This window comes from Alteromonas sp. AMM-1, from assembly GCF_047290655.1.
GTDB lineage: Bacteria > Pseudomonadota > Gammaproteobacteria > Enterobacterales > Alteromonadaceae > Alteromonas > Alteromonas mangrovi.
In genome coordinates, this window is the sequence record NZ_JBLBUE010000043.1 from 1 (window position 1) to 24,355 (window position 24,355).

General features: G+C 48.0%; 17 protein-coding genes and 1 other RNA gene. 11 read left to right on the forward strand and 7 right to left on the reverse strand.

The features are described 5' to 3' along the window. The coding region (locus ACLR2L_RS09500) for a TonB-dependent receptor (RefSeq protein ID WP_413367717.1) at positions 1–1,873 on the reverse strand (1,873 nt) is incomplete at its 3' end. 369 nt (positions 1,874–2,242) lie between these two features. On the opposite strand from ACLR2L_RS09500, the gene rnpB reads away from it, so the two are divergent. Then, positions 2,243–2,603, forward strand: an RNA gene (gene rnpB, locus ACLR2L_RS09505) — RNase P RNA component class A. A gap of 16 nt (positions 2,604–2,619) precedes the next feature. Here the strand turns inward: rnpB and ACLR2L_RS09510 are convergent. Then, the gene (locus tag ACLR2L_RS09510; protein ID WP_413367719.1) at positions 2,620–3,738 is read right to left on the reverse strand and encodes an HD-GYP domain-containing protein; all 1,119 of its coding nucleotides are present in this window, start codon (positions 3,736–3,738) and stop codon (positions 2,620–2,622) included. Between the two features lie 290 nt (positions 3,739–4,028). On the opposite strand from ACLR2L_RS09510, the gene ACLR2L_RS09515 reads away from it, so the two are divergent. Further along, positions 4,029–6,350 carry a TonB-dependent receptor gene (locus ACLR2L_RS09515; protein ID WP_413367744.1) on the forward strand — a complete coding sequence of 774 codons (2,322 nt, stop codon included), beginning with the start codon at positions 4,029–4,031 and terminating at the stop codon, positions 6,348–6,350. Positions 6,351–6,567: 217 nt separating this feature from the next. After that, entirely contained in the window at positions 6,568–8,148 is a 1,581-nt protein-coding gene (locus ACLR2L_RS09520) for a methyl-accepting chemotaxis protein (RefSeq protein ID WP_413367721.1), read from the forward strand. A gap of 19 nt (positions 8,149–8,167) precedes the next feature. On the opposite strand, the gene ACLR2L_RS09525 is transcribed toward ACLR2L_RS09520, so the two are convergent. The 3 genes from ACLR2L_RS09525 to ACLR2L_RS09535 all read right to left on the reverse strand — a co-directional run bounded on the left by ACLR2L_RS09525 (position 8,168) and on the right by ACLR2L_RS09535 (position 13,029). Next, complete coding sequence (locus tag ACLR2L_RS09525) at positions 8,168–8,896, reverse strand: queuosine precursor transporter (RefSeq protein ID WP_413367723.1); 729 nt, start codon at positions 8,894–8,896, stop codon at positions 8,168–8,170. A gap of 69 nt (positions 8,897–8,965) precedes the next feature. Continuing rightward, positions 8,966–11,827 carry an ATP-binding protein gene (locus tag ACLR2L_RS09530; protein WP_413367725.1) on the reverse strand — a complete coding sequence of 954 codons (2,862 nt, stop codon included), beginning with the start codon at positions 11,825–11,827 and terminating at the stop codon, positions 8,966–8,968. Further along, a complete protein-coding gene (locus ACLR2L_RS09535; RefSeq protein WP_413367727.1) occupies positions 11,827–13,029 on the reverse strand; it encodes an ABC transporter substrate-binding protein in 1,203 nt (400 codons plus the stop codon). The genes ACLR2L_RS09530 and ACLR2L_RS09535 overlap by 1 nt, the downstream gene beginning before the upstream one ends. 379 nt (positions 13,030–13,408) lie before the next feature. Between ACLR2L_RS09535 and ACLR2L_RS09540 the strand changes: the two genes are divergently transcribed. After that, entirely contained in the window at positions 13,409–13,933 is a 525-nt protein-coding gene (locus ACLR2L_RS09540; protein WP_413367729.1) for a hypothetical protein, read from the forward strand. 18 nt (positions 13,934–13,951) lie between these two features. Further along, entirely contained in the window at positions 13,952–14,644 is a 693-nt protein-coding gene (locus ACLR2L_RS09545) for an aspartate/glutamate racemase family protein (RefSeq protein WP_413367731.1), read from the forward strand. Positions 14,645–14,660: 16 nt separating this feature from the next. Here the strand turns inward: ACLR2L_RS09545 and ACLR2L_RS09550 are convergent, their stop codons facing one another. Further along, a complete protein-coding gene (locus ACLR2L_RS09550; protein ID WP_140958392.1) occupies positions 14,661–15,161 on the reverse strand; it encodes a hypothetical protein in 501 nt (166 codons plus the stop codon). A gap of 358 nt (positions 15,162–15,519) precedes the next feature. Here ACLR2L_RS09550 and ACLR2L_RS09555 point away from each other — a divergent pair, with 358 nt between their 5' ends. Then, positions 15,520–16,020, forward strand: coding sequence for an adenylate cyclase (locus ACLR2L_RS09555; RefSeq protein ID WP_140958391.1), 501 nt, complete (start codon positions 15,520–15,522; stop codon positions 16,018–16,020). A gap of 74 nt (positions 16,021–16,094) precedes the next feature. Here ACLR2L_RS09555 and metK read toward each other — a convergent pair whose 3' ends face one another. Continuing rightward, positions 16,095–17,243: a methionine adenosyltransferase gene (metK, locus tag ACLR2L_RS09560; protein WP_413367734.1), complete on the reverse strand. Its 1,149-nt coding sequence runs from the start codon at positions 17,241–17,243 to the stop codon at positions 16,095–16,097. 289 nt (positions 17,244–17,532) lie between these two features. On the opposite strand from metK, the gene tkt reads away from it, so the two are divergent. The 5 genes from tkt (at position 17,533) to ACLR2L_RS09585 (ending at position 24,129) form a co-directional block, all read left to right on the forward strand. Then, positions 17,533–19,524, forward strand: a complete 1,992-nt coding sequence (gene tkt, locus ACLR2L_RS09565; protein WP_413367736.1) for a transketolase — start codon at positions 17,533–17,535, stop codon at positions 19,522–19,524. Positions 19,525–19,552: 28 nt separating this feature from the next. Further along, complete coding sequence (epd, locus tag ACLR2L_RS09570) at positions 19,553–20,569, forward strand: erythrose-4-phosphate dehydrogenase (protein WP_413367738.1); 1,017 nt, start codon at positions 19,553–19,555, stop codon at positions 20,567–20,569. Between the two features lie 45 nt (positions 20,570–20,614). Then, positions 20,615–21,793 carry a phosphoglycerate kinase gene (locus ACLR2L_RS09575; protein WP_413367740.1) on the forward strand — a complete coding sequence of 393 codons (1,179 nt, stop codon included), beginning with the start codon at positions 20,615–20,617 and terminating at the stop codon, positions 21,791–21,793. Between the two features lie 146 nt (positions 21,794–21,939). Further along, the gene (locus ACLR2L_RS09580) at positions 21,940–22,836 is read left to right on the forward strand and encodes a fructose bisphosphate aldolase (protein ID WP_413367742.1); all 897 of its coding nucleotides are present in this window, start codon (positions 21,940–21,942) and stop codon (positions 22,834–22,836) included. A gap of 141 nt (positions 22,837–22,977) precedes the next feature. Then, positions 22,978–24,129, forward strand: coding sequence for a GGDEF domain-containing protein (locus tag ACLR2L_RS09585; protein WP_413367746.1), 1,152 nt, complete (start codon positions 22,978–22,980; stop codon positions 24,127–24,129). Positions 24,130–24,355: the final 226 nt, after the last annotated feature.

Sequence of the window (24,355 nt, forward strand, 5' to 3'; positions counted from 1 at the left end):
CGCTTACTTCTCCTTCAAAATCCATTTCTACATAAGCAGACAGGATTTGTTCCTCAACATCGAAGCTGTTGTTGCGACGCACTGCATCAAAGCTGATGGTTGAACCAGTTGTGCTTTGATAGTAGTTTTCCAAAAAGGCGAAGTTCGCTTCACCGTTGTGAGCAAGCCATGAGGTGGGCATGCGACCACTGCCACTAACCCCGCTTAAGAAATCGTTGCCGGCATTAAATACATACTGTGCATCAGCCGGAATTTCCGGCAGATCAGGGTAACCACAGTAGGTACAGTGAATACCTACACCTTCGTTATCCCAACGGGTGAGGCTCTTAGTTTCGTTGCTGTACTGGGTGCCAAAGCGAATTTCTGTGATACCGCTGTTGTCGGTATAGTATTCTCCGTCGAAACGCAGTTGCGTGACGTCATCTTTAACTGCCCAACCGCGACGTAACATAACGTGAGCACGGCTGTTTGCTTTATCCAGCAGATCGCTCACTCCGGCGGGTGTCAGGCTGCTGTCATAAGCAGCAAAGCCATCTACCGGTGAGGATACAATGGCGCCGTCGATTTCTTGCTGTCCACTGTAAATATTGGCGTTGGCATCAGCAAACATGCTGGCCACCGGCAGAATGTTGTCGTCAACCTGGAAGCGCACGCGGTTTGCATACCCAATCAGAGACAACTGGTCGCCGCCACCGTTATTGGCATCACGCTCTGCGGTTGAATGACTTAAATCAAATTTCAGGTTTAGATTGTCGCTGTATTTATAATCAACGTTTAGCCCGACAGACAGTGTATCGGTAAGACGGTCAAATGTTTTGGCATGCATGTCGGTCGCCAGACCCACTTCCTGATACAAATCTACAATGGTACCGTTTGCATCCACCGTGGGGCTCAATCGATTGCCACTTGCATCGAACAGGCTGCCATCGTCTGCCACACCCTGAATGTTCGGGGCTGTAAACCAATGACCATAAGACGTGGCATTGGATTCCACATCAAATTTTGAATACAGGGCATCCGCGGTGACCACCAGATCATCGCTCGGGGCATACTGTAACACCAGATTAGCGTTGGTACGGGTACGGTCTTCAAAGGTCACTTTGTGGTCGTAGTTACGCGGCGAGAATACATTGCCGTTCCAGGCTTCGCCGCTTTCCGTTACTGGGTTTGGTACACCCACATTTTCCAACCAACCGTCGATTTGGGCCTGGTTCAAACGGGTTTCACGCTCCTGATGAGACACCGCCAGCAATACCCCAAAGGTATCATCGTTAAAGGTATTGCTAATCAAACCCGACAATTGTGGTGTAGTCGACTCGCTGTTTTCGTCGTATACACCTTTAATGCTGCCCGCTACTTTAAAGCCGCCTAATGCGAATGGGCGGGCGGTGTTTATGTTAATTGTTGAACCAACACCACCCGACTGCATAGTGGCGGTAGAGGTTTTATGTACGTCCAGGCTGCTTACCAGTTCCGATGCAATGGTATCAAAGCTGAATGCCCGGCTTTGGTTCTCTGACGCCATCTGGCGACCGTTCACCAACACGGTATTAAACTGTGGCCCAAAACCCCGTACCGTAATTAACTGACCTTCACCACCTGAGCGGTCGATAGAGACACCGGTGATTCGCTGCAACGATTCAGCCAGGTTGGTGTCGGGAAAGTCTCCAATGTCTTCTGCACTAATGGCATCTACCACACCAGCAGAGCTGCGTTTTACGTCCATTGATTTTGCAACAGAAGAGCGGATACCGGTTACCGCGATGGTTTCGACTTCCTGTGGCGCGGCGTCCTGGGCCAACACCAGCGGAGATACCACCATAGTGGATAACACGGCTGCTACTGCGCAGGAAATTTTTGTTTTGTAATACATGTTAGGTTCTCTGTCCTGACGATAGTTTGGATCCTGTGTAAGCCGACCAGCGGGCCAATGGGCGTAAAACCAGGGAGAACATACCCATTGGCCACACAAGCACGGGTTACACAACAAATTGCCGGTCAAGTCAGCACCGGCACAGCAAGGATGGATTGCTGTTCAGGAGTAAAGACGACGGAGCAGTAAAAAATCCCCCTAAAAAATTTACAAAAAAATCACATTGAGTGCCTGATTTTTACATAAGCATAAGGAAATTATGGTTTTATAGGTTGTTTTGACTTTTTACAAATAACCTTGTTCTACTGGTGTTTGTTTTGGCGAACAAGTCGATTGGTATTATTGGGTAAACGCGGTATCATTCGCGCCGGAGATGGCCAGGTAATCGCTGCTTCCGCTTGCGGAAGGGGAGGAAAGTCCGGGCTCCACAGGGCAGGGTGCCAGATAACGTCTGGGCGGCGCGAGCCGACGACCAGTGCAGCAGAGAGTAAACCGCCTAAGCGCTTCGGCGCCGGTAAGGGTGAAAGGGTGCGGTAAGAGCGCACCGCGCAACTGGTAACAGTTTGTGGCACGGTAAACTCCACCCGGAGCAAGACCAAATAGGCTCCCTTCACGTGCGGCCCGCACGGGGAGCGGGTAGGTTGCTTGAGCCAGTGAGTGATTGCTGGCCTAGAGGAATGATTACCACTCGCGAGAGAACAGAACCCGGCTTATACGGCCATCTCCACTCTTTTCTTATCACCTTATCAGGCGTCGTTGTATTCTTTAACGATGAGTCTTGCTTCACTCATCGACGCGGCAAGTGCATTAACACAATGTTCGTCGAGCTTCCCATCGTTGACCATTTTTTGCAGCTCTGCCAGCGCGTTGGGTATCGGCCAGGGCTTTTTGTAAGGACGCTCATGCGTGAGGGCATCAAAAATATCCGCCACAGTAACAATGCGGGCTTCTATGGGGATCGCATCGCCAACCAAACCATTCGGGTAACCAGAACCATCCATGTATTCGTGATGGCAGGCTATAATGTTACGCATGATTTGCGCCGGTTGCAGGCTCAGAAGTCCGAAGTTACCCAGAATTTCGTCGATAATACTGACGCCTTTCGTTACATGCATTTCTATGATTTTTCGTTCTTCCGGGGTTAACTTGCCATTTTTGAGCAGGATGGCATCAGGAATGCCAATTTTGCCAATGTCGTGAAGGGGCGCAAACAAATAAATATGCTCTATGATTTCGTCGGTAAGCTGATAACTTGCCGGTAAATGCTGGGCAATCAATTTGCTGAATTCAGCCATGCGGGTGAGGTGCATCCCCGTCTCAAAATCCCGTAAACCCGCTATGTTTCGAATGGCAGATGCCGTAGCAACAAGTAACTGGGCCGTTGACACTTCACCGGACACCACTTCGGCTATCTGATTGCATTTTACCAGTAGTTGCCGCTGCACCTGCTCAGTGAATGTGTTGGTTTCATCACTGTCGAGAAACAAAAATCCTACCAGATGATTGTGATGATAAATGGGTACAGTAAACGAACTGACGTATCCCTGCCCCAGCAACCATGCCGAGTGTTCGGTGTCGGGTTTTATTTCAAGCTGAATGTTTTCAATCACCCGGCATTCCTGATTATCAGCCAGTGACTTAAGAGAAGGCACATTGCTTAATGTAGTTTGATACGCCGTAATCGCGTGCCCTTCCCGGGTACTATGAATAAAGGTTTTTAAAGTATCGTGCTTATGTTCATACAGCGCACAAGCAATCCGGATGATATGAGGATGGTCGCAAAGTATAGCGTCATGAAACTCATGCAATTTAGCCGTGAGTGTCTCGGAATTAGAGTCGATATGTACCGATTGATAAGTGATCATCGCTGTGTTTTGCCTCCAAGCTAATTTAAAACTAGACAAAATCAGTGAAATCTCAAACTTTTTTTATCTCTTTTATTTGCACTATACCTGATCGGGTAATCAAGGTTGGTTGTTAACAGGTTGTTAATATGTAAGGGCAGTAACATTCTGAATTTACTGTCATTATTTCTTCATCGAATGGTCAAGTTTCGTTCATGGATTTGTCACTCAGCCGCCTTAGCCTATCGCGCAATCAGCACATTACTTGCCTCACACACATAACAACACTTTATTAAGGAACACACATGAACATGAAAGTAACGTACAAGCGCTCGCTACTGGCGCTGTCAGTACTTAGCGCGATTGGCGCACCAGTTACGTTTGCAGAAGAAGCCGCAAGCGTTCCCAGTGAAATTGAAGAAGTCACGGTGATTGGCAGAAGCGTTTCTTATGCAAACAATGCCACTGATGACTCAATGCTAAAACAGCAGGCCAGCCTGACCAGCGTATTGGCAGCAGTAGACAACCTGCCGGGCGTGTTAATTAATGAAGGGGACACCTTTGGATCGGATGACTGGTCTACCAGTATTTCAATCCGTGGCTTTCAGGTCGATCTGAGCCAACAACAAATTGGTATCACGGTTGACGGCATTGCCAACGGTAATTCCAACTACGGTGGTGGTGCTAAAGCTAACCGTTATATCGACACCGAAAACCTGCGTGCAGTAGAAGTTTCTCAGGGCACGGCTGATATCGCGTCGCGCTCAAACGAAGCACTGGGCGGCACATTAAACTTTACCACAATCAACCCTGGCGTTGACGAGCAATTGGTAGTGAGTGCAACTACGGGCGATTTTGGCGCGCAAAAGATGTTTATGCGTTTAGAAACGGGTGAAATTGCACCGAATACCTACGCCTGGATGAGTATGTCGTCGCAATATAACAACGACTGGATGGATGGCGTGGGCGAAGCCAATCGCGATCACTATGCCGCAAAAATTGTGAGTTACCTGGATGATATAGACATCACTGCGTATATGTCGTACGACGATACCCACGAAGATAACTATCAGCGTATTTACGGTTTAAGCCAGTTTGAGCAAAACCCAGAATGGGATCAGTTGACCTCCGATTGGACGGGGATCCCGTATGTCGACCAATCTTACCGTCGTGGCTGGTCAACGTTACGTGAAAACTGGTTTGCGTATCTGGAAGCCAACATGACACTGGGCGCCGTTGAGGTTAAAGCCAATGCGTATTATCACGATAACAGCGGACGCGGTGACTGGATCCCGCCTTATATTGTAGATGTCACTAACGATGGCACTAACGGCCATTCAGAATTAATACACGGTAATACGGCATTGGGTGGCGCTGTTTTAGGCCAAATCTTCTTTGTGGATGCCAACGGTATGTCTCTTAGCCCCGAAGCGGGCTGTGTCAGTTCACTTACCTTCCCATACGGTGGAGGCGATGCACAGTACGACCCGGCTTGTTATCCCGACAATGCCATTCCGGTTAGCTCATACCGTCATACCAACTACAAAAAGCAACGCGCAGGTATAAACGTAGACGCCGTATGGACAACCACCATTGGCGATATGGAAAATACCGTTCGCGGCGGTTTGTGGTACGAAGACTACAATCGGGAAGAGACCCGTAGCTGGCAAAAAATTATTGATTCCACAGTAGGTTATGAATTTGACCACGTTCCTTACTGGATCCAGTACAGCCGTGAATTCCCGGTAGAAACGCTAATGTTTTATGTTGAAGACGAATTCGACTTCAATGTGGCGAAAGTGCGAGTGGGTGCCAAACAGTTCAACGTAGATGTTGAAAAGAAAGACCGCTTCGACAGCAGTAAAAATCTGGCGGTATCGTCAGACTCAGACGTATTACTGTCGGCTGGGGTTGTAGCGCCACTACCGGTTGAGGGCCTGGAGATATTCGCCGGTTATGCAGAAAACTATGCAGCAATCAAAGACGTAGTATTAGAGCGAGACGATGCTGACTTAAGCAAAGTGGAGCCAGAAACGGCTGAAAACATTGATGTGGGTATTCGCTATGCGATGCCAGGGTTAAATGCCAGCTTAACCTACTACAGCATCAGTTTTGAAAACCGCATTCGCTTTGTGAGTAGCGAAGACGTAACGGGTATCGATTTCCTGGAATCAGCTGCGGGCGGCTATATCAACGACGGTGGTATTGAGTCTGACGGTATTGAAATGGCCGTGGACTATCAGGTTACCGATTCTCTGGGCTTGTATGTATCGTACACATACAATAATTCAGAATATACCGATGAAGGCTCAGAAGGCGTTCAGGTAATTGGCACGCCTGAAGATATGGCTGTTATTAGTCTGGATTATCAACGCGGTATCTACAGCGCCGGATTGTCTACCAAATACGTAGGGGAACGTTCAGCGGGCTCTTTTACGGTTAATGCTTACTCGGTTAGCGACTTCTATCTGGGCGCTACCCTTGAGAAACCGGTATCGGGCATTGAGCAAATTGACGTGCGGCTTACCATCAATAACCTTATGGACGAAAGTTACCTGGGCACTATTGCAACCGGTGCAGCCTGGATAGGTGCGCCGCGTACCACAGCGTTAAACTTCAAGGCAACTTTCTAAATTATCACACAACGTTAACGAGATGTTGCCACCTTTAATATAAGGTGGCATTTTTGTTTTTAATTTATTAATTTAAATATTTACATAACATTTAATAAATTATTCATGGAATCTCAATGACGTTTCTTGTAGCGTGTTGCGTATTATTGATTCAATTTTGTAGTTTATGCGCGTATCTTCCTGGTCAGTCCGAACCCGATTGTTTATTTTGATAACGATGTCATTGTTGGCAATGGCAACACTGGAAACGCTGAATATTAGCCATCAGTATCAGGATGCGCTGCAATTTCGCGAGGAGCAGATACAGCAGTTGGTGCAGGCATCGGTGGGGCAGCTTGAGTACTATCACCAGCAAGTGCAGAGCGGTGCAATGTCGCCAGAAGACGCTAAAACTATTGCCCTTGAAGTACTGAACCGGCAGTTTTTTGGTAATGACGGTTATTTCTTTGTGATTGATAAGGATGCCGTAATGATTGGGCATGGTGAGCGGCCCGATGTGCGGGGCAAGTCGTTCGCCAGTATCCTTAGTGAAGATGGTATCGCTATTTTTGCCAATATGGCTGCACTGATTAAAAATCGCCAACAGGAAGGCGACTTTTTTAATTATAAATGGAAGCCAGCCGGCGCCACTAAACCTGAGGCAAAAGTAAGTTACGTGCAGGCTTTCCAACCCTGGGGTTGGGCTGTTGGCACCGGAGTGTATATTTCCGACATCGAACAAACCGTGGTAAGCAGCGCTTTAAGTAGTTTGATTGGACTGTGCGTTGTTGGCGTACTGCTGGCTTTGATTGCCATCGTTATCATTCGCTCTATCGTGCGCCCTCTGCACGAAATTGAAAGTGTGATCGACAGCATGGCAGAGGCCAATTTATCGCGCCGGGTTACTTACGTGGAAGATAATGAACTGGGCCATATGGGCCGTTCGGTGAACAAAATGCTGGAGAATATGGTGAGCCTTATTCACCAGCTATCGTCTTCTGCTACACAACTTCATGGCAGTGCCCAGCAACTTTCTTCTGCGTCATTACAAACCCACAAAGGCAGTGGGGCGCAAGTTAATCTGACACATCAAATCCGCAATGGGGTAGACAGCATGCTTACCACTATCGACTCTATTTGTAAGCAGAGCGCGGAATCGTCGGCGTTAGGCCGCGATGTCAATGTGCGGGTTCATCAAAGCAGTGAGCAATTAAATGCCAGCCAGCAAATGGTGGAAAACTTACTCGGCGCGGTAAGCACGACGGCTAATAGCCTGCGTTCACTGGAAAAAGACACGGTGCAAATCAGTGCCGTGATGGTAGAAATTGAAAGTATCTCTGAGCAAACGAATTTGCTGGCATTAAACGCAGCCATTGAAGCGGCCAGAGCGGGCGAATCTGGTAGGGGATTTGCGGTAGTGGCTGATGAAGTGCGCAATCTTGCCTCGCGCACTCGCAGTTCAACCGAAGTGGTACGCAAGTCTATTGAACAGTTACAAACCAGTGTTGACAGTGCCGTTGTGGCAATGGAGCAAAGCGTGGAGGAAGCTGAAAAAGCCCGTTCTCTTACTGAGCAAGCCAATGGGGAGCTGGCCGGTTCGGCAAAGGATATGACCGCCATTCAGTCAATGATTGAGGATATTTCCCAAATCACCGAAGAACAAACCGTGGTAGCTCGCGATATCGAAACACAAGTGACTGCCATTATGGGTGTATCAGACGAAGTAAATGAAGCCACCGAACTGGTGGCCTCTAACGCTGAGCAACTGAGTCAGCTGGCCGAAACACTGCAAAGCCAAATCAGGCATTTTAGCGTTTAATCTGTAACTTGCTCAGGGCTTATTTAATTGAGAATGGGGTGAAATTAGTGTGCTCGTCGTAAACATCTACACCCTCTGCGCGTTTGAGCACGGCAATGACTTTATAGGTAACCGGCGTTAACAGTACCTCCCATAAAACCTTGAGGCCATAGTTGGTGAGCATCACAGTAATAATTAACTCGGTGCTCCAGATCCCCCAAAAGGCAACCGGGTAAAACACCATTGAGTCGACAGCCTGTCCCACCACGGTAGAACCAATAGTGCGTTGATAGAGCGCCTTGCCTTTCGACATCACTTTCATTTTGGCCATCACGAAAGCATTGGTAAATTCGCCCAGCCAAATTGCCAGCACAGACGCCAGAACAATTCGTGGAGCCTGACCAAAATTCATGGCAAAACTGTCCTGACGACTGATTCCGCCCACGTCCTGATTCCAGTTTGGTGAGGGCGGCATTTCAGTAATAAACCACGCCATAAACGCGGCAAACGCCGCCGCAAAAAAGCCCGCCCAAATAGCACGGCGCGCCCGTTGATAACCGTATACTTCGGTGAGTACGTCACCCAGCACATACGAGAGCGGAAAAAAGATTACCCCAGCGCCAAAGGTAAATCCGGCTATTTCGGCAACCTTGCCGGCACCGATAATATTGGAGCAAACAATCAAAATGCAGGTGGCACCCAACATAAAATCAAAAAAGCGAAAGTGCCGCGTCGACGTATCGGTTACTTTGTTCAGCGTTGTGTTCATAAAGTCTGCGTGAAAATGACTAAAAGAAAAACCTAAGATAACAGAAGAGGTTGGGTATAAATAGACGTGTTAATCCACTTGCGCAATGTTGTACCATTGCCACACTTTATGACGTAACTCAGATTCGTTAAAAGGCTTACTAATATAGTCGTTCATGCCTGCCGCTATGCAGGTATCCCGATCGCCTTTCATCGCATTCGCGGTCAGGGCAATAATGGGCACATTCTGATAACTGTCCCCCGCCTCTCCAGAGCGTATACGTCGAGTGGCTTCGTAGCCATCCATTACCGGCATCTGGCAGTCCATCAGAATCAGATCAAATTGCGCTTTGGCACCTTTTAAGGCGTCGATGGCTTCTTGCCCATTTGCCGTTACCATTACTCTGCAATCGTTTAAATGCTCCCGCGCTACCACCTGGTTAATGGTGTTGTCTTCTACCAGCAATACCAGTGGTTTATAACTGCCTGTGGCAAAGCTGTCAGCCGATTGGCTCTGTGCCCCTGTGTATTGTGCCGGAGCATCCTTGAGCGCAGGATACAGCAAAACAGAAAAGCTAAAGGTGCTGCCTTTGCCTTTTGTACTGGTTACGTGAATATCACCACCCATTAGTTGAATCAGTTGCTTGCTGATAGCCAACCCTAATCCTGTGCCGCCGAATTGCCGTGTTGTGGATTCATCTTCCTGGCTGAACAACGAGAAGATATTGTCGAGTTGACTCGTTTCAATGCCAATGCCAGTGTCAGACACTTCGCATTTTAGCGTAAAGTGATCCTCAGCCCGCACCAGGGTTGCCTGAACGGTCACTTTGCCTTGGGAGGTGAATTTCACCGCATTGCTTAACAGATTGCTTAGGATTTGACGTATACGAACGGTATCGCCACTCACCCATTGTTCGCTTAGCGAACATGTTAGGGTTACCGGAATATCCTTCGTTGCTCCTTCAAACGCATAGTGTTCAATGGTTTCGTTCAGCAAATCCATCAAATTAAAATCGTGTCGCTCAACGGTGAGTTTGCCGGCTTCGATTTTTGAAAAGTCCAGAATATCATTGATGATATGCAGCAGGTCTTTGGTGCTTTGGCGCGCCATGCGTACATAGTTTTGTTGTGATTCATCCAGCTTGCCGTTGGTTAACAGCCCCAGCATGCCGTAAATACCATTAATTGGCGTACGGATTTCATGGCTCATACTGGCCAGAAAGCGCGATTTCAGTTGGGTTGACTCTTCCGCACGTAGCTTTGCTTCTTCCAGATAACGGGAGGTCTGTTCTTGTAGTGTTACGTCCTGTTGGATCCCGATAAAGTGCGATACGCTGCCATCGCGTTGTTGAATGGGCGATAGCGTCAGTTTGTTATAAAACTCCGAACCGTCTTTGCGGTAATTGAGTAGCGTAATTTCAACTCCTTGACCGGTATTGATGGCGTCAGATATTTGCTGGATATGTTCAGGTGCGGTGTTGGAGCCTTGCAAGAACCGGCAGTTCTTGCCCAATACCTCAGTTTTGCTGTAACCCGTGAGTTTTTCAAACGCTGTGTTAACGTAAATCAATGGGTTGCCCGGTTGATTGATGTCTGAAATAACAATACTCACCGTGGCCTCGTTCATTGCCCTGGTGCGAATTAATACGTCTTTTTCCAGAATAACCCGCTGCGTAATGTTTTCACCTACCAGAATATGCCCGATGAACTCGCCTTCGTCGTTCAGCATGGGGCTGGTGTTCCAGCTTACATGCAGTTGTTCGCCGGTGCCTTTTTGATAACTGAGTTGCAGCTTTTTAGCTGTGCGCACTGCCGGGTGTAATACATTCTTCAGAATATCGTCAAAGGTTTGTTCGTAGTGTTCCGTGAAATGGGTAAATGCCGAGTTCGACAGAATAATCTGGTCGTCGTTGTTTACTACTACCAGTATTTCTTCCATGGAGTTAGTAATGTTGCGAAACCGGTTATTCGACAGCGACAGGTCGTTCACACTTTCAATAAGCTGCTCAAATGCATAGCGGATTTGCGACATTTCGAGTGTGGGCTCCTGCGCTTTTTCGCTACGCCCCTGGCTACTGTCTATTTGGTGTTCGAGGTTTTCATGCAGGCGTTGCAGCGTGAGTGACGATAGATTCGCCGCAGCGCGTACACTGTATAAACTGGTAAGGATAATGGAAATAACAGCAAGGGTAAGAATAGGGATAAGCCAGAATATATTGTTGTAAGCGTTAATAAAGGGCTCAAAACTCACCAGCAAGAACTTATCCCATTGGGCACTTGCAGTGTATTGCGTGTTCAAATCCAGTGAATAATAGTTTGTACCCACGGGGTACTGCTTTGGATGGCTTGAATAGAGTACCTTCCCTTGCTCACCAACAATCAACTGTGTGGCGACATTCGGGCGATTGCTCACTATCCAGTGCAATGAATCAACGTAAAACGCCAATGCGCCTTCCGCCATGCCGTTAATCATTACGGGGGCCACAATGAACACACCGTCTTCGTTTACAGATGTATAGGATTCGGCGTTACTCAACACCTGAGTTTGCCAGGCATTTAAATAGTGTACCGGTACTCGGTCATCCCAATTTTTGAATAGCAGCTTGTCTCCTGCAAAGTTAAACAGTGCAAGGCTAAGATTGCGATCTTCGGTGATTTGCGTCGATTGAATGAACAACGGCAGATAATACTGCTGATAATCCATATCAATTAAACCGTTTACCAGCAGATCATTATTGGCAATGGTAATCAGCTCTGAGCGGGTAAGTTCGATACTTTGTTCAATACTGCCTTTTAAATCGGTTAAATACCCCTTGTGGACTTCCCCGATATGGCGATTGGCGGTTAAAAAAACCGCTGAGAAGATTATCAGGGTAATCGCAACCAGAATAACCGCCAGTTTGGGCAGCATTATGCGTTGAAGATATTGCCTTAGTGACGGCAAACGCGACATCAATTAACCTCGGGGTAGGGTTCTAAATGTCCGAGTGCATTAAAGCGGGACATAAAATAATCGTCAGCAAACAATGCATCGTGCCTGGTTGGCGTAAATGGCGGTATGTATTGTTTAATCAGTCCCTGATGTTCGCTTAAGTTTTCCATTGCAGCCCTCACCGCATTTGCATCCAGTGTGCCAGCTTGTTCGACTGCTTTGGCTATTATATGTATTAAATCGTAGGCATGTGCAAGCCCAACGACGCCTAAAATGCTATCGCGCTGTGCATTGGTATCGAATCGATTGCGGTAAGCATTAAATACGCGTTGGTTAATCTCGTCCTGTGGATTGCGTTCAAAACTGAAGGTTTGCAATACAGCAAAATCCAATTGATTGAGCGTCGATAAGCCGAGCCTGGCGGCAAAATTACCGCCTGCAATGCCCCAGTGTGAAATCATAGGCAACGGTTTCGCTAGTTGCGCCATGTTATTGGCAATCACTACTCCTTCCGGCGCATTCACCACCATAAACAACGCCTGCGCATCACTTTGTGCTATTGCCCGTATTTCCTGCTGAAAGTCTTGTTGACGCCAGTTGATCCACTGCACACTTACAATAGAAATGCCATACGCTTCACTGTGTTGTTGTAACGATGCTAAATTCGAGCGGCCCCATCCAGTGCGCTCAAGTACAAGAGCTATACGCGAAATTCCGCGTGCGGCTGCATGACGCAACATCACTTTGGCCGCTTCTGCATCGCGTACCGAAATGCGAAATACGAAATTGGGGGAATAGTTATTGTCGATGATACTGGTACCGGCAGCCCACGGGCCCAGGTAAATCAGTTTATGTTTATGAATATAAGGCAATTCGGCCAGCGCAACCGGGGTATGTACACCCCCCAAAACCGCCAGCAGGTTCGGGTTCTTCGCATAGGCTTCAATATTTTTAATACCCCTTGCAGGGTTTCCCCGGTGATCGCTGATTTCGAGCACAACCTGCCGGTTAAGGATGCCGCCCCGAGCATTAATTTCGTCTATCGCCAGTAATGCACCGCGCTTGATGGCCTGACCCCCTTCTACGGCTACAGAACTCATATCGGCATCAAGACCAATTACTATGGGCTGTGATGCAATTACAAGTTTTGCGCTACACAACATTACTACTAGCACCGTAACAAAGGTGGCGGCAGTGTTTACCAGTAACTGCTGGTATCTCACAAAGTATCCTTTTGGCTAAATGTTAATGGGTAATTACCCGGTTATATCATCAAGCATAACAAACAAATACAGGCTTAAAGATAAATTATTTATCTGCTGTTTCAATGGCTTTCCAAGGCACAAGAGTAGTTATATGCAATCCGGTATTGGCTAACTGGCACGGTAATTGTTTTATTTGCATGGCAATTGTTAAGTATTTGTATATGGTTATAGTAGATGTCTGAGCAAAAATGAATGTGGTTTGCTGTTTATTTTCCAAATGAAAGTGACAGTCTTAACAAGCGTATAATCAATAACGACAGAAAAAAGCAGGCGTTTAGGGCGGGATACTCGCGTAAAACGCGCTACGCTTAAAAGAATAACAATAAATAAGGTGAGTATGCAGGTTCCTTCTATCATCGACGTCGAAGCAAGTGGCTTTGGTGCGCACAGTTATCCAATCGAAGTTGGCGTGGTTCGCGAGGACGGCGGCAAATTTTGTCAGTTGGTGAAACCCTATGAAAGCTGGACGCACTGGGAGCCTGAAGCCCAGGCATTGCACGGGCTTAGCCGCGAACATCTGCTTAAGCATGGCCATGATGGCCGCGAGGTTTGTCTGGCGTTGAACGAATTTTTACAAGGGCGCACTGTGTATAGCGATGGCTGGGTAGTGGATCATCCCTGGCTTATTAAATTGTTCAGTGCCGCCGGAGTGCCTATGAGCTTCGAGATACGGGCGTTGGAATATGTGCTGTCTGAGTATCAAATGGACCACTGGCAAAGCGTAAAAACTCATGTCACTGCAACCTACAAAAAGGCCAGACACCGTGCCAGTGTGGATGCGCATATTATTCAACAAACCTATTATCAAACCCGTCAGGTGGCATTGAATCGAAACTTATCTGCTGTTTATCATGGGAAATAATTTATCAGGAGTCTCGAGTTGAAAACCATTGGATTAATTGGCGGAATGAGCTGGGAGTCCACAGCGCTGTATTACCGTTTAATCAATCAGGATGTTAAACGACGCTGCGGTGGTCTGCATAGCGCGCCGCTCATTTTACACAGCGTGGATTTTGCGGAAATTGCAGAACTTCAGCATAACAACGACTGGTCGTCTCTCATCCGTGAGTTGTGCAATATCGCGATTAACCTGCAACAGGCAGGTGCGCAGGCGCTGGTGATTTGCACTAATACCATGCATAAAGTGGCTGCTGACATCACGGAAGTGGTGCATATACCGGTAATTCATATTGGCGATGCTATCTTTGATGCCTGTAAACAGAATGACTTTAAAAAAGTCGCATTATTGGGGACGGCCTTTACCATGGAGCAACCGTTCCTGAAAGAACATCTGCGCAATGGGAGGCTGGACGTATTGATACCCAATCAGCCGGAGCGACAAATCGTTCACCGCGTTATTTATGAAGAGTTGTGTCAGGGCAGGGTAGTTGAACAGTCAAAACGGCAATATCAGGCAATCATTGAGCAGTTAAAACAGCAAGGTGCAGAAGCCGTGATTCTGGGATGCACTGAAATTGGATTGTTGATCTCTCAGGATGATTCGGTGTTACCTGTGTTAGATACCACAGTGTTACATGCTAAAGCAGCGGTGGATTTTATCGTAGAAGAATAGGCAACTGAAAACAACGCTAGAAGAAGTAATGCACGCCCATTACAAGTGAGTTGTTATTTTCATCTCCCACATACCTGAATTCATAACCAACGGCTAATCCAAAACCGTAAGGCTCACCGAATTGCCAGCCAACGCCAGCCGCTGTGGCGTTGTGCCCGGTGAGTGGTAACTCTGCCGCCTGTGGACTTAAAAAATACTGTGTATTGCGCAAGGTGGCGTAAACCCATTGCGAAGATGACGCCGTTACTGCTCTTCTGGCCGACACACTCACGGCGGCCACATCAAGCAAATTTACGCTGGGTAATAAGTCCGGCACGTACGTATTACCGCGACTATTCATATGCACATCAAACCGCCATTTGGGCAGTCGGGCATTTTGGTATTTTACAAAGTATTGTGCGTTACCTACAGGGGCACTTACCAGAGGGGATTCTGGTAAAACTGAAGGTTGATTTGCCAGCAGAGGACTACAAAAACTACCGGCCAGACACAACACAAGTGTGCGGCACAGTCGCATGTTTTAGGTTCCGGTTTTTTGTTGAGTGTTTTTATTAACTATAGCGTTATTCACACGTATCACAATAGCGCTTTAAAATTAATTTATGTCTTTCTTAATTTATTTTTCTGCCTTGTAATCTTCAGCCTTCCACTATCAAGTTAGTGCTTACAAACTGCATGTGAGCGCATCTGTAATAATCTGTTAATGTTATGAATTTTAAAGATAAAAATACTTGGTAATACCGGAGTAGGAAAAACCCGGGTTTATTCGGTAGCGTGGAAAATTTTTATATCCTGCGCTAACGTTAAGTTATCCGGCGGTTAAAGGAGTGCCGTTTAAGTGAGCCAGGATATTGTTCGTATACGAGGATAATGTGATGCGTGCAGAATGGGAAACAGAGCGAAAGTTTGTCGTAACGGGAGTGCCTGACGGATTATTGGAAACCCGCAAGTCTGTGCCGGTCCGACAGGGGTTTTTATCGTCCGATGGTGAGCGTCATGTGAAGATATGTGACGAGGGGGGCATCTTCACCATGATGGTGAAACAAGGGTTCGGCTTTAAGCAACAAAATACAAACGTTGATATTAGTGCCGATCAATTTGAACAGTTGTGGCCGCTTACCAAACATATGCGGGTAGAAAAGCAGCGTTACCGCTTAGGGCATATGGGGCATAATTTGGTGCTGGATGTGTTTGCAGGGCATCTGGCCCCATTGATATTAGTGGAGGTGGAGTTTGATTCTGAAATGCACAGCCGGCAGTTTTTACCGCCAGATTTTGCAGAGTTTGAAGTGACTCATCGACGTGAATATCAGCTTGCACATCTTGCCAAATGTGGATTGCCTGATTCACTGGCATTAATGAGTTGTCATTACTAACCGTTTGTTCATGCAACTTAAACACAAAAAAGAGGCAACCAGTGCCTCTTTTTTTATAGTATTAATGCGTTAAGTTATTTTACTGAATTGCGCAGTAACTCCGCTTTGTCGGTGGCTTCCCATGGGAATTCTTCACGACCAAAGTGTCCGTAAGCTGCAGTCGGGCGGTAAATCGGACGTTCCAGATCCAGCATCTTGATCAAGCCATAAGGGCGCAAGTCAAAGTGCTCTTTCACCAGTGCAACCAGTGTGTTTTCGTCTACTGTGCTGGTACCAAATGTATCAATGCTGATAGACGTTGGTTCAGCCACACCAATAGCGTACGACACCTGAATTTCGCAGCGCTTGGCCAGGCCAGCAGCAACAATGTTTTTGGCTACGTAACGGCCCGCATACGCGGCAGAACGGTCTACTTTGGATGGATCCTTTCCTGAGAATGCACCACCGCCATGACGCGCCATACCACCATAGGTATCTACAATGATTTTACGGCCTGTTAAGCCACAATCGCCCATTGGACCACCAATTACAAACCGGCCGGTAGGGTTGATGTGGAATTTGGTGTCTTTTGAAATCCACTCAGCAGGCAGTACTGGCTTGATGATTTCTTCCATTACCGCTTCGCGTAAGGTAGCCGTAGAAACAGAATCACAGTGCTGAGTAGACAGAACAACCGCATCAATACCCACTGGCTTGCCGTTTTCATAAATAAAGGTTACCTGGCTCTTGGCATCCGGACGTAACCAGCTAAGCTGGCCTGATTTACGCACTTCGGCCTGACGCTGAACCAAACGGTGAGAATAAGTAATTGGCGCAGGCATCAGTACGTCAGTTTCGTCTGAGGCATAGCCAAACATTAAACCCTGATCACCTGCACCCTGTTCTTCCGGGCTGGCGCGATCCACACCTTGGTTGATGTCGGGCGATTGCTTGCCAATTGCATTCAGTACGGCACACGAATCCGCATCAAAGCCCATATCTGAATGGGTGTAGCCAATATTGCGCACGGTTTGACGGGTCAGTTCTTCAATGTCTACCCAGGCAGACGTGGTGATTTCACCGCCAACTAATACCATACCGGTTTTTACAAAGGTTTCGCAGGCAACACGTGCCCTTGGGTCCTGCTCAAGAATGGCATCAAGGACCGCATCGGAAATTTGGTCGGCAATTTTATCCGGGTGTCCTTCCGACACAGATTCGGATGTAAATAAACGCGTTGCCATGATTTCTCCGTAATGTTCTTAAAGCTGAATTCAACTATTGTAGCAAGCACAATAATAAATACCAGTCTTTACTTCTGGACGTCTAAAGGTCTATTTGTTACGTTTACTTGACACAAAGGATCAGTTCATCGTTATAAATATTACGGAAATCCCAAAACTAAGGCAGAAAACACGTTGAACTGGATAAGTCACTGGGCGACAATACGTGCCCCAGTGTAAGACGTAATCGCTGACAGCCAGGGCAAGAAGCGCCAGAGCCGCAGCAACACTCAATATTTCAGGAGACAACATGCCTTCTCGTCGAGAACTCGCCAATGCCGTTCGGGCATTAAGTATGGATGCCGTTCAGCAAGCAAAATCGGGTCACCCTGGTGCGCCTATGGGCATGGCCGATATTGCACAGGTACTTTGGTGCGATCACCTGCAACACAACCCGGCTAACCCGGATTGGGCAAACCGCGACCGCTTTGTACTGTCGAATGGTCACGGCTCTATGTTGCTTTATTCATTGTTGCACCTTACCGGTTACGACTTGCCGATCACCGAATTAAAGCAATTCCGTCAATTGCATTCAAAAACGCCTGGTCACCCTGAGTACGGTTATGCACCGGGTGTAGAAACCACTACAGGTCCGTTAGGACAAGGTATCACCAATGCAGTAGGTATGGCGCTGGCAGAAAAAGTGCTGGCTGCGCAGTTTAACCGCGACAACTTCCCGGTAGTTGATCATTTCACCTACGCCTTTATGGGCGATGGTTGTTTAATGGAAGGGATTTCCCACGAGGCATGTTCACTGGCCGGCACGTTAGGTTTGAACAAGCTGATTGCTTTCTGGGACGACAACGGTATTTCTATCGACGGTGAAGTAGAAGGCTGGTTCACCGACAACACTCCAGCGCGATTTGAAGCCTACGGCTGGCACGTGATCACTGACGTGGATGGTCACGACGCTGATGCAATCAATGCTGCCATTGAAGCGGCAAAAGCAGAAACCAGCAAGCCAACCCTGATTTGCTGCAAAACGATCATTGGTTTTGGTTCGCCTAATAAACAAGGCAAAGAAGACTGCCACGGTGCACCATTAGGTGACGACGAAATCGCGTTAACCCGCAAAGCACTGGGCTGGAACTACGCGCCATTTGAAGTACCTGCTGAGATTTACGCCGGTTGGGAAGGCAAAACTAAAGGCGGCGAAGCTGAACAGGCCTGGAATGCCCTGTTTAACGACTATGCTGCGGCATACCCTGAATTGGCCGCTGAGCTGAAGCGTCGTTTATCTGGCGACCTGCCAGCCGACTTTGAAGCCAAAGCCGATGCCTACATTGCGTCGTTGCAAGCTAACCCGCAAAACATTGCCAGCCGTAAAGCATCACAAAATGCGCTGAATGCATTTGGCCCATTACTGCCTGAAATTCTGGGCGGCTCAGCCGACCTGGCAGGCTCTAACCTGACAATCTGGTCGGGCAGCAAAGGCGTAGAAAAACACGATGCCAGCGGTAACTACGTATACTACGGTGTGCGTGAGTTTGGTATGTCAGCCATGATGAACGGTATTGCTTTGCACGGCGGATTTAAAGCCTACGGCGCGACCTTCCTGATGTTTATGGAATATGCGCGTAACGCTGTTCGCATGGCGGCATTGATGAAGCAGCCTGTTATTTTTGTTTACACTCACGATTCCATCGGTTTGGGTGAAGACGGCCCGACTCACCAGCCGGTAGAACAAGTTGTGGCCATGCGCGCTACACCAAACCTCGACAACTGGCGTCCGTGTGATCAGGTCGAATCTGCCGTTTCATGGAAACAGGCTATTCTGCGCAGCGACGGTCCAACCTCGTTGATTTTCACCCGTCAGAACCTGGCTCAGCAGCCACGTGATGCGCAGCAAGTAGCAGACATCGCCCGTGGTGGATATGTGCTGGTAGATTGTAACGGCACGCCAGATCTGATTCTGATTGCAACCGGTTCAGAAGTGCAGCTTGCAGTAGATGCAGCCAAACAACTGAGCGAGCAGGGCAAAGCGGTACGCGTAGTGTCTATGCCATCTACCGATGTGTTCGAACGTCAGGATGCTGCTTATCGCGAAGCTGTTCTGCCTTCATCCGTTGTGAAGCGTGTTGCGGTAGAAGCTTTATCTAAAGAGAGCTGGTACAAATACGTTGGCTTTAATGGTGCCATTGTGGGTATGGACACCTTTGGTGAGTCTGCACCGGCGGGCGAGCTGTTCAAGCACTTTAATATTACTGTTGAGGCAGTGGTAGAGGCGGCGCTGGGGCTATAAATGCCCTGGCCAGCAGGCTAGAGAAAATATGGTAAGAATAGCCATTAATGGCTTTGGCCGGATCGGCCGAAATGTATTGCGGGCACTCTATGAGAGTGGCCGCAATCAATCTATGAAAGTGGTTGCTATTAATGAACTGGCCGACCCGGCCGGTATGGCACACTTACTCAAATTCGACACTTCCCATGGCCGCTTTGCCTGCCATGTGGAACGCGACGGCAGCGATCTCATTGTTGCCGGCGATCGCATCCGTTTATGTCATCAACCGGATATTCAGGGCTTGCCCTGGGAAGCGCTGGGTGTGGATATTGTGCTGGAATGTACCGGGCAGTATCAGGATCGCGCTAGTGGTGTGTTGCACATTCAGAATGGCGCTAAAAAAGTGCTGTTTTCGCAACCCGGTGCCCCCGACATGGACAACACCATTATTTACGGTTGTAACGAAGATACCCTGCGCCCAGAGCATACGGTGGTGTCTAATGGTTCCTGCACAACCAATTGTATCGTGCCAGTTATTCAGGTGCTCGACGAAGCCTTTGGCGTTGAGAGCGGCACTATCACCACCATTCATTCTTCAATGCATGATCAACAGGTGATCGACGCTTACCATCCTGACTTACGCCGAACCCGCGCAGCCAGCCAGTCTATTATTCCGGTAGATACGCGTTTAGCGCGCGGAATAGAACGGATTTTGCCTAAGTTTGCCGGTAAATTTGAAGCCATTGCCGTGCGGGTACCCACTATAAACGTAACGGCCATGGATTTGAGTGTAACTCTGGCGGCTCAGGTTACCATTGAACAGGTAAACAGTGCCCTGCGAAACGCCCGCAGTGGCAAGCTTGCCGGGATTCTTGATTACACCGAAGAACCGTTAGTATCAGTGGATTTCAATCACGATCCGCATTCGTGTATTGTAGATGGTACGCAAACCCGAGTGAGCCACAAGCAGTTGGTGAAAACCCTGGTGTGGTGCGACAACGAATGGGGATTTGCAAACCGTATGTTAGATACGGCACTGGCGATGTATCAGGTGGGTAGTCATTAAGTTAATGCATTTTTGGTTTTAGTTTAATTCAGATAAGGAAGAGCAATGTCAATCCCAAGCATGTCAGATATTGAATTGTCGGGTAAACGCGTATTGATTCGTCAGGATCTCAACGTACCGGTAAAAGACGGAAAAGTGACGTCAGATGCGCGTATTAAAGCATCGCTACCTACCATCGAAGCCGCGTTAAAAGCCGGTGCAGCCGTTATGGTAATGTCTCACCTGGGTCGCCCGGATGAAGGCGTGCCAGCGGATGAGTTTTCATTGCAACCGGTAGTGGACTACCTCAATGGCGTGCTGGATACCAAGGTAACACTGGTTAAAGATTACCTGAATGGCGTAGAGGTTGCGCCGGGCGAGTGCGTAATTTTAGAAAATGTGCGCTTTAACAAAGGCGAGAAGAAAGACGACGAAGCCCTGTCTAAGCAATACGCAGCACTGTGCGACGTGTTTGTTATGGACGCGTTTGGTACGGCGCACCGTGCTCAGGCGTCTACGCATGGCGTTGCCAAATTTGCGCCGCAAGCTGTTGCAGGCCCGTTACTCGCAGGCGAACTGGCGGCGCTGGCTAAAGCGCTGGATAACCCGGCCCGCCCCATGGTTGCCATTGTGGGTGGTTCAAAAGTATCTACTAAGCTGACCGTGCTGAAATCACTGGCCGAAAAAGTGGACCAGTTAATTGTAGGCGGCGGTATTGCCAATACCTTTATTGCAGCGCAGGGCCACAACGTAGGTAAATCTCTGGTTGAAATGGATCTGGTTGACGAAGCCAAACGCCTGATTGCCCAGGCACAGGCCAATGGCGGGGATATTCCGGTACCTACCGATGTGGTAACCGGTAAGGCGTTTGCTGAAGATACTCCGGCTGAGCTTAAAGCGGTTGCCGACGTAACCGATGACGATATGATTTTTGATATCGGCCCAGACAGCTCTGCGGCGTTGGAAGACATTCTGAAAAACGCGGGTACCATTGTGTGGAATGGTCCGGTTGGTGTTTTTGAGTTCGATCAGTTCGCTGCTGGAACAAAAGCGCTGTCTGAAGCCATCGCAGCAAGCAATGCGTTTTCAATTGCCGGTGGTGGTGATACGCTAGCAGCAGTAGACAAATATAACATTGCAGACAAAGTGTCGTACATCTCAACCGGTGGTGGCGCTTTCCTGGAATTTTTAGAAGGGAAAATCCTGCCTGCCGTTGCGATCCTCGAAGAAAAAAATAAAAAATAATATCGCACGCAGACAATTCCCGGCCAGGTACCTGTTATAGATAAATCAGGGCCTGGCAGCCTGCTAACGGATAAGCAGGAAAAACGATTTTTCGTAACCCTACAGCCGTTTAATCGCGGTACATGAAAAAGAAAGGAGTGTTGCACATGGCATCACAGGCACAGCAAGCTATGCTAGATAAAATCCTCACTCAGGGAGGCTTTATTGCCGCGCTGGATCAGAGTGGTGGAAGTACCCCAAAAGCCCTTAAACTCTACGGAATCGACGAGTCAGCTTACGCTAACGACGACGAAATGTATGGCTTAGTTCACGCTATGCGTACCCGTATCATTACCTGTAATGCCTTCTCCGGTGAGCGCGTACTGGGCGCTATTTTGTTCGAAAATACCCTGGACCGCGACATCGAAGGTTTGTCTTCGGCAAAGTTCCTGTGGCAAAAGAAAGGCGTTGTGCCGTTTCTGAAAGTCGATAAAGGCCTGGAAGCAGAAGTCAATGGCGTACAATTAATGAAACCCATCGCTGGTCTGGACGCACTGCTGGCAAAAGCCAATACGCAGGACGTGTTCGGTACTAAAATGCGTTCGGTAGTGAAACTGGCTAATCAAACCGGCATTAAAGCTGTGGTTGAGCAGCAGTTTGAAGTGGGTAAGCAAATTCTGGCAGCGGGTCTGGTACCTATTATCGAGCCTGAAGTTGACATTAACAGCCCGGAAAAAGCCGAAGCGGAAGCGCTGCTGAAGCAGGAAATTCTGGCGGAGTTAAATAAACTTGGCGACTTAAAAGTCATGCTGAAAGTGACCATTCCGGAACAGGCTGATTTTTACAAAGAGCTGGTGGATCACCCCAACGTATTAAAAGTAGTTGCACTATCTGGTGGTTATAGCCGTGATGATGCAAACGCCAAACTGGCAGAAAACCACGGTATGATTGCTAGCTTCTCTCGCGCACTTACCGAAGGCGTATCTGCACAGCAAAGCGATGAAGAGTTCGAAGCAGCGCTCGACGCGGCCATTGAATCTATCTATCAGGCATCATTAACTTAATGATGTGTTAAGTGACGCCAGGCACACTGGCGTCGCTATATTACCTTTCCCTAATGTCCCACTGGTCATTCCTGATCAAATCACGTATATTTCATAACCGACTTTAACAATACAATAACAATAAAGCAGGTTATCGTTTTGATGGAATATGATTACGTGGTAGCTCAAACCCTGTTACTTGGGGTGGTCGCTTTAATTGGCATTGTTTTCACGTTCGCGCTTCCCGTTCCCAATCACAAAAGTAAAGCTACGTCTGGACGGTTTGCCCGTTTATTTCTCGCTTGCTGCTGGCTGGTAGAAGTCTGTCAGACTATTCGTTATTCCGGCTATGAAGATGCAGGCAGAATGGGATTTTATTTGGCATCCTTGTGCGCGGCATATATGTTAATGATGACCATCGTTAAACGTTATGGTCACTCTCTTACCCGTAAACAGATTGCGCTGGTGTTGTGTCATTTTACCGCTGTAGCAGCCTGCTCAGTGTTGTTACAATTCGAATACCTGACACAGTGGGTGGGTAACACATTTATTTTGTTAAGTGTTGCTTTTCCGGTGTGGCTGGCCGTACGCAGAGTTAAAATCTATCTGGCTGCGCAGAGTCTGGGCGACAAAGTACTCTATGCCGTATTGTCTGCGGTGTTCTATTCACTATTGGGGATTGTACCGCTTTACTTAATCTTCTTTAACGCCAGCAACGTTCATCATCATGGCTTAACGTTTGCGCTCTTATTGGTCTTTATTCTGGTGTTTATGTTGTCGTTTGCGGTAAGTGTACTGCATTCACTGGTAAACCGACTCCACACACAAGTGCATACCGATCCGCTTACCGGTGCGAAAAATCGCCATTTTTTTTACGAAATAGCGCCTAAGCTCAGTGCGCACGCACTAAGAAACAACGACATTCTGTCGGTGGTGGTATGTGACATTGATCATTTTAAGGCCATAAACGACAAGCACGGCCACGTAGTGGGCGATGTGGCGCTCAAGCGATTTTGTAAAATCATACAGGATCAACTGCGCGCAGAAGATACCCTTATTAGAATGGGGGGCGAGGAGTTTCTGGTGCTTACGCCGCATTGCGACCGCAATCAGGCTACCGAACTGGCAGAGCGCCTGCGTCAGGTGATCAGCCAAACCGAAATTGATGCCAAGGGCATTAAACTGCTGTTAACTGCTTCGTTTGGGGTGATTGAAATGACGCCCAGCAGCGAATTTTTCAGCAGCGTAAAAGAAGCCGACCAGGCACTGATTAATGCCAAAGCGGCTGGCCGGAATCAGGTTATTACGGTTTAGGTAACATTCAGTAAGGGGTCTTAGGAAACATCCGGCAAGGGGTGTTTTTAGATCGCGGCCTTTTTAAGTAGGTCCCGGGTCAAGCCCGGGATGACGGTGAAAGGTTGTATTCACTTAGCCTTCGTCCCGGAAAGTGCGAAGCGCTTGTCCCCATCCGTCGTCCCGGAAAGTGCGAAGCACTTGTCCGGGAACTTGTGAAACATTTAGCAAGGGTTGTTTTGGAATC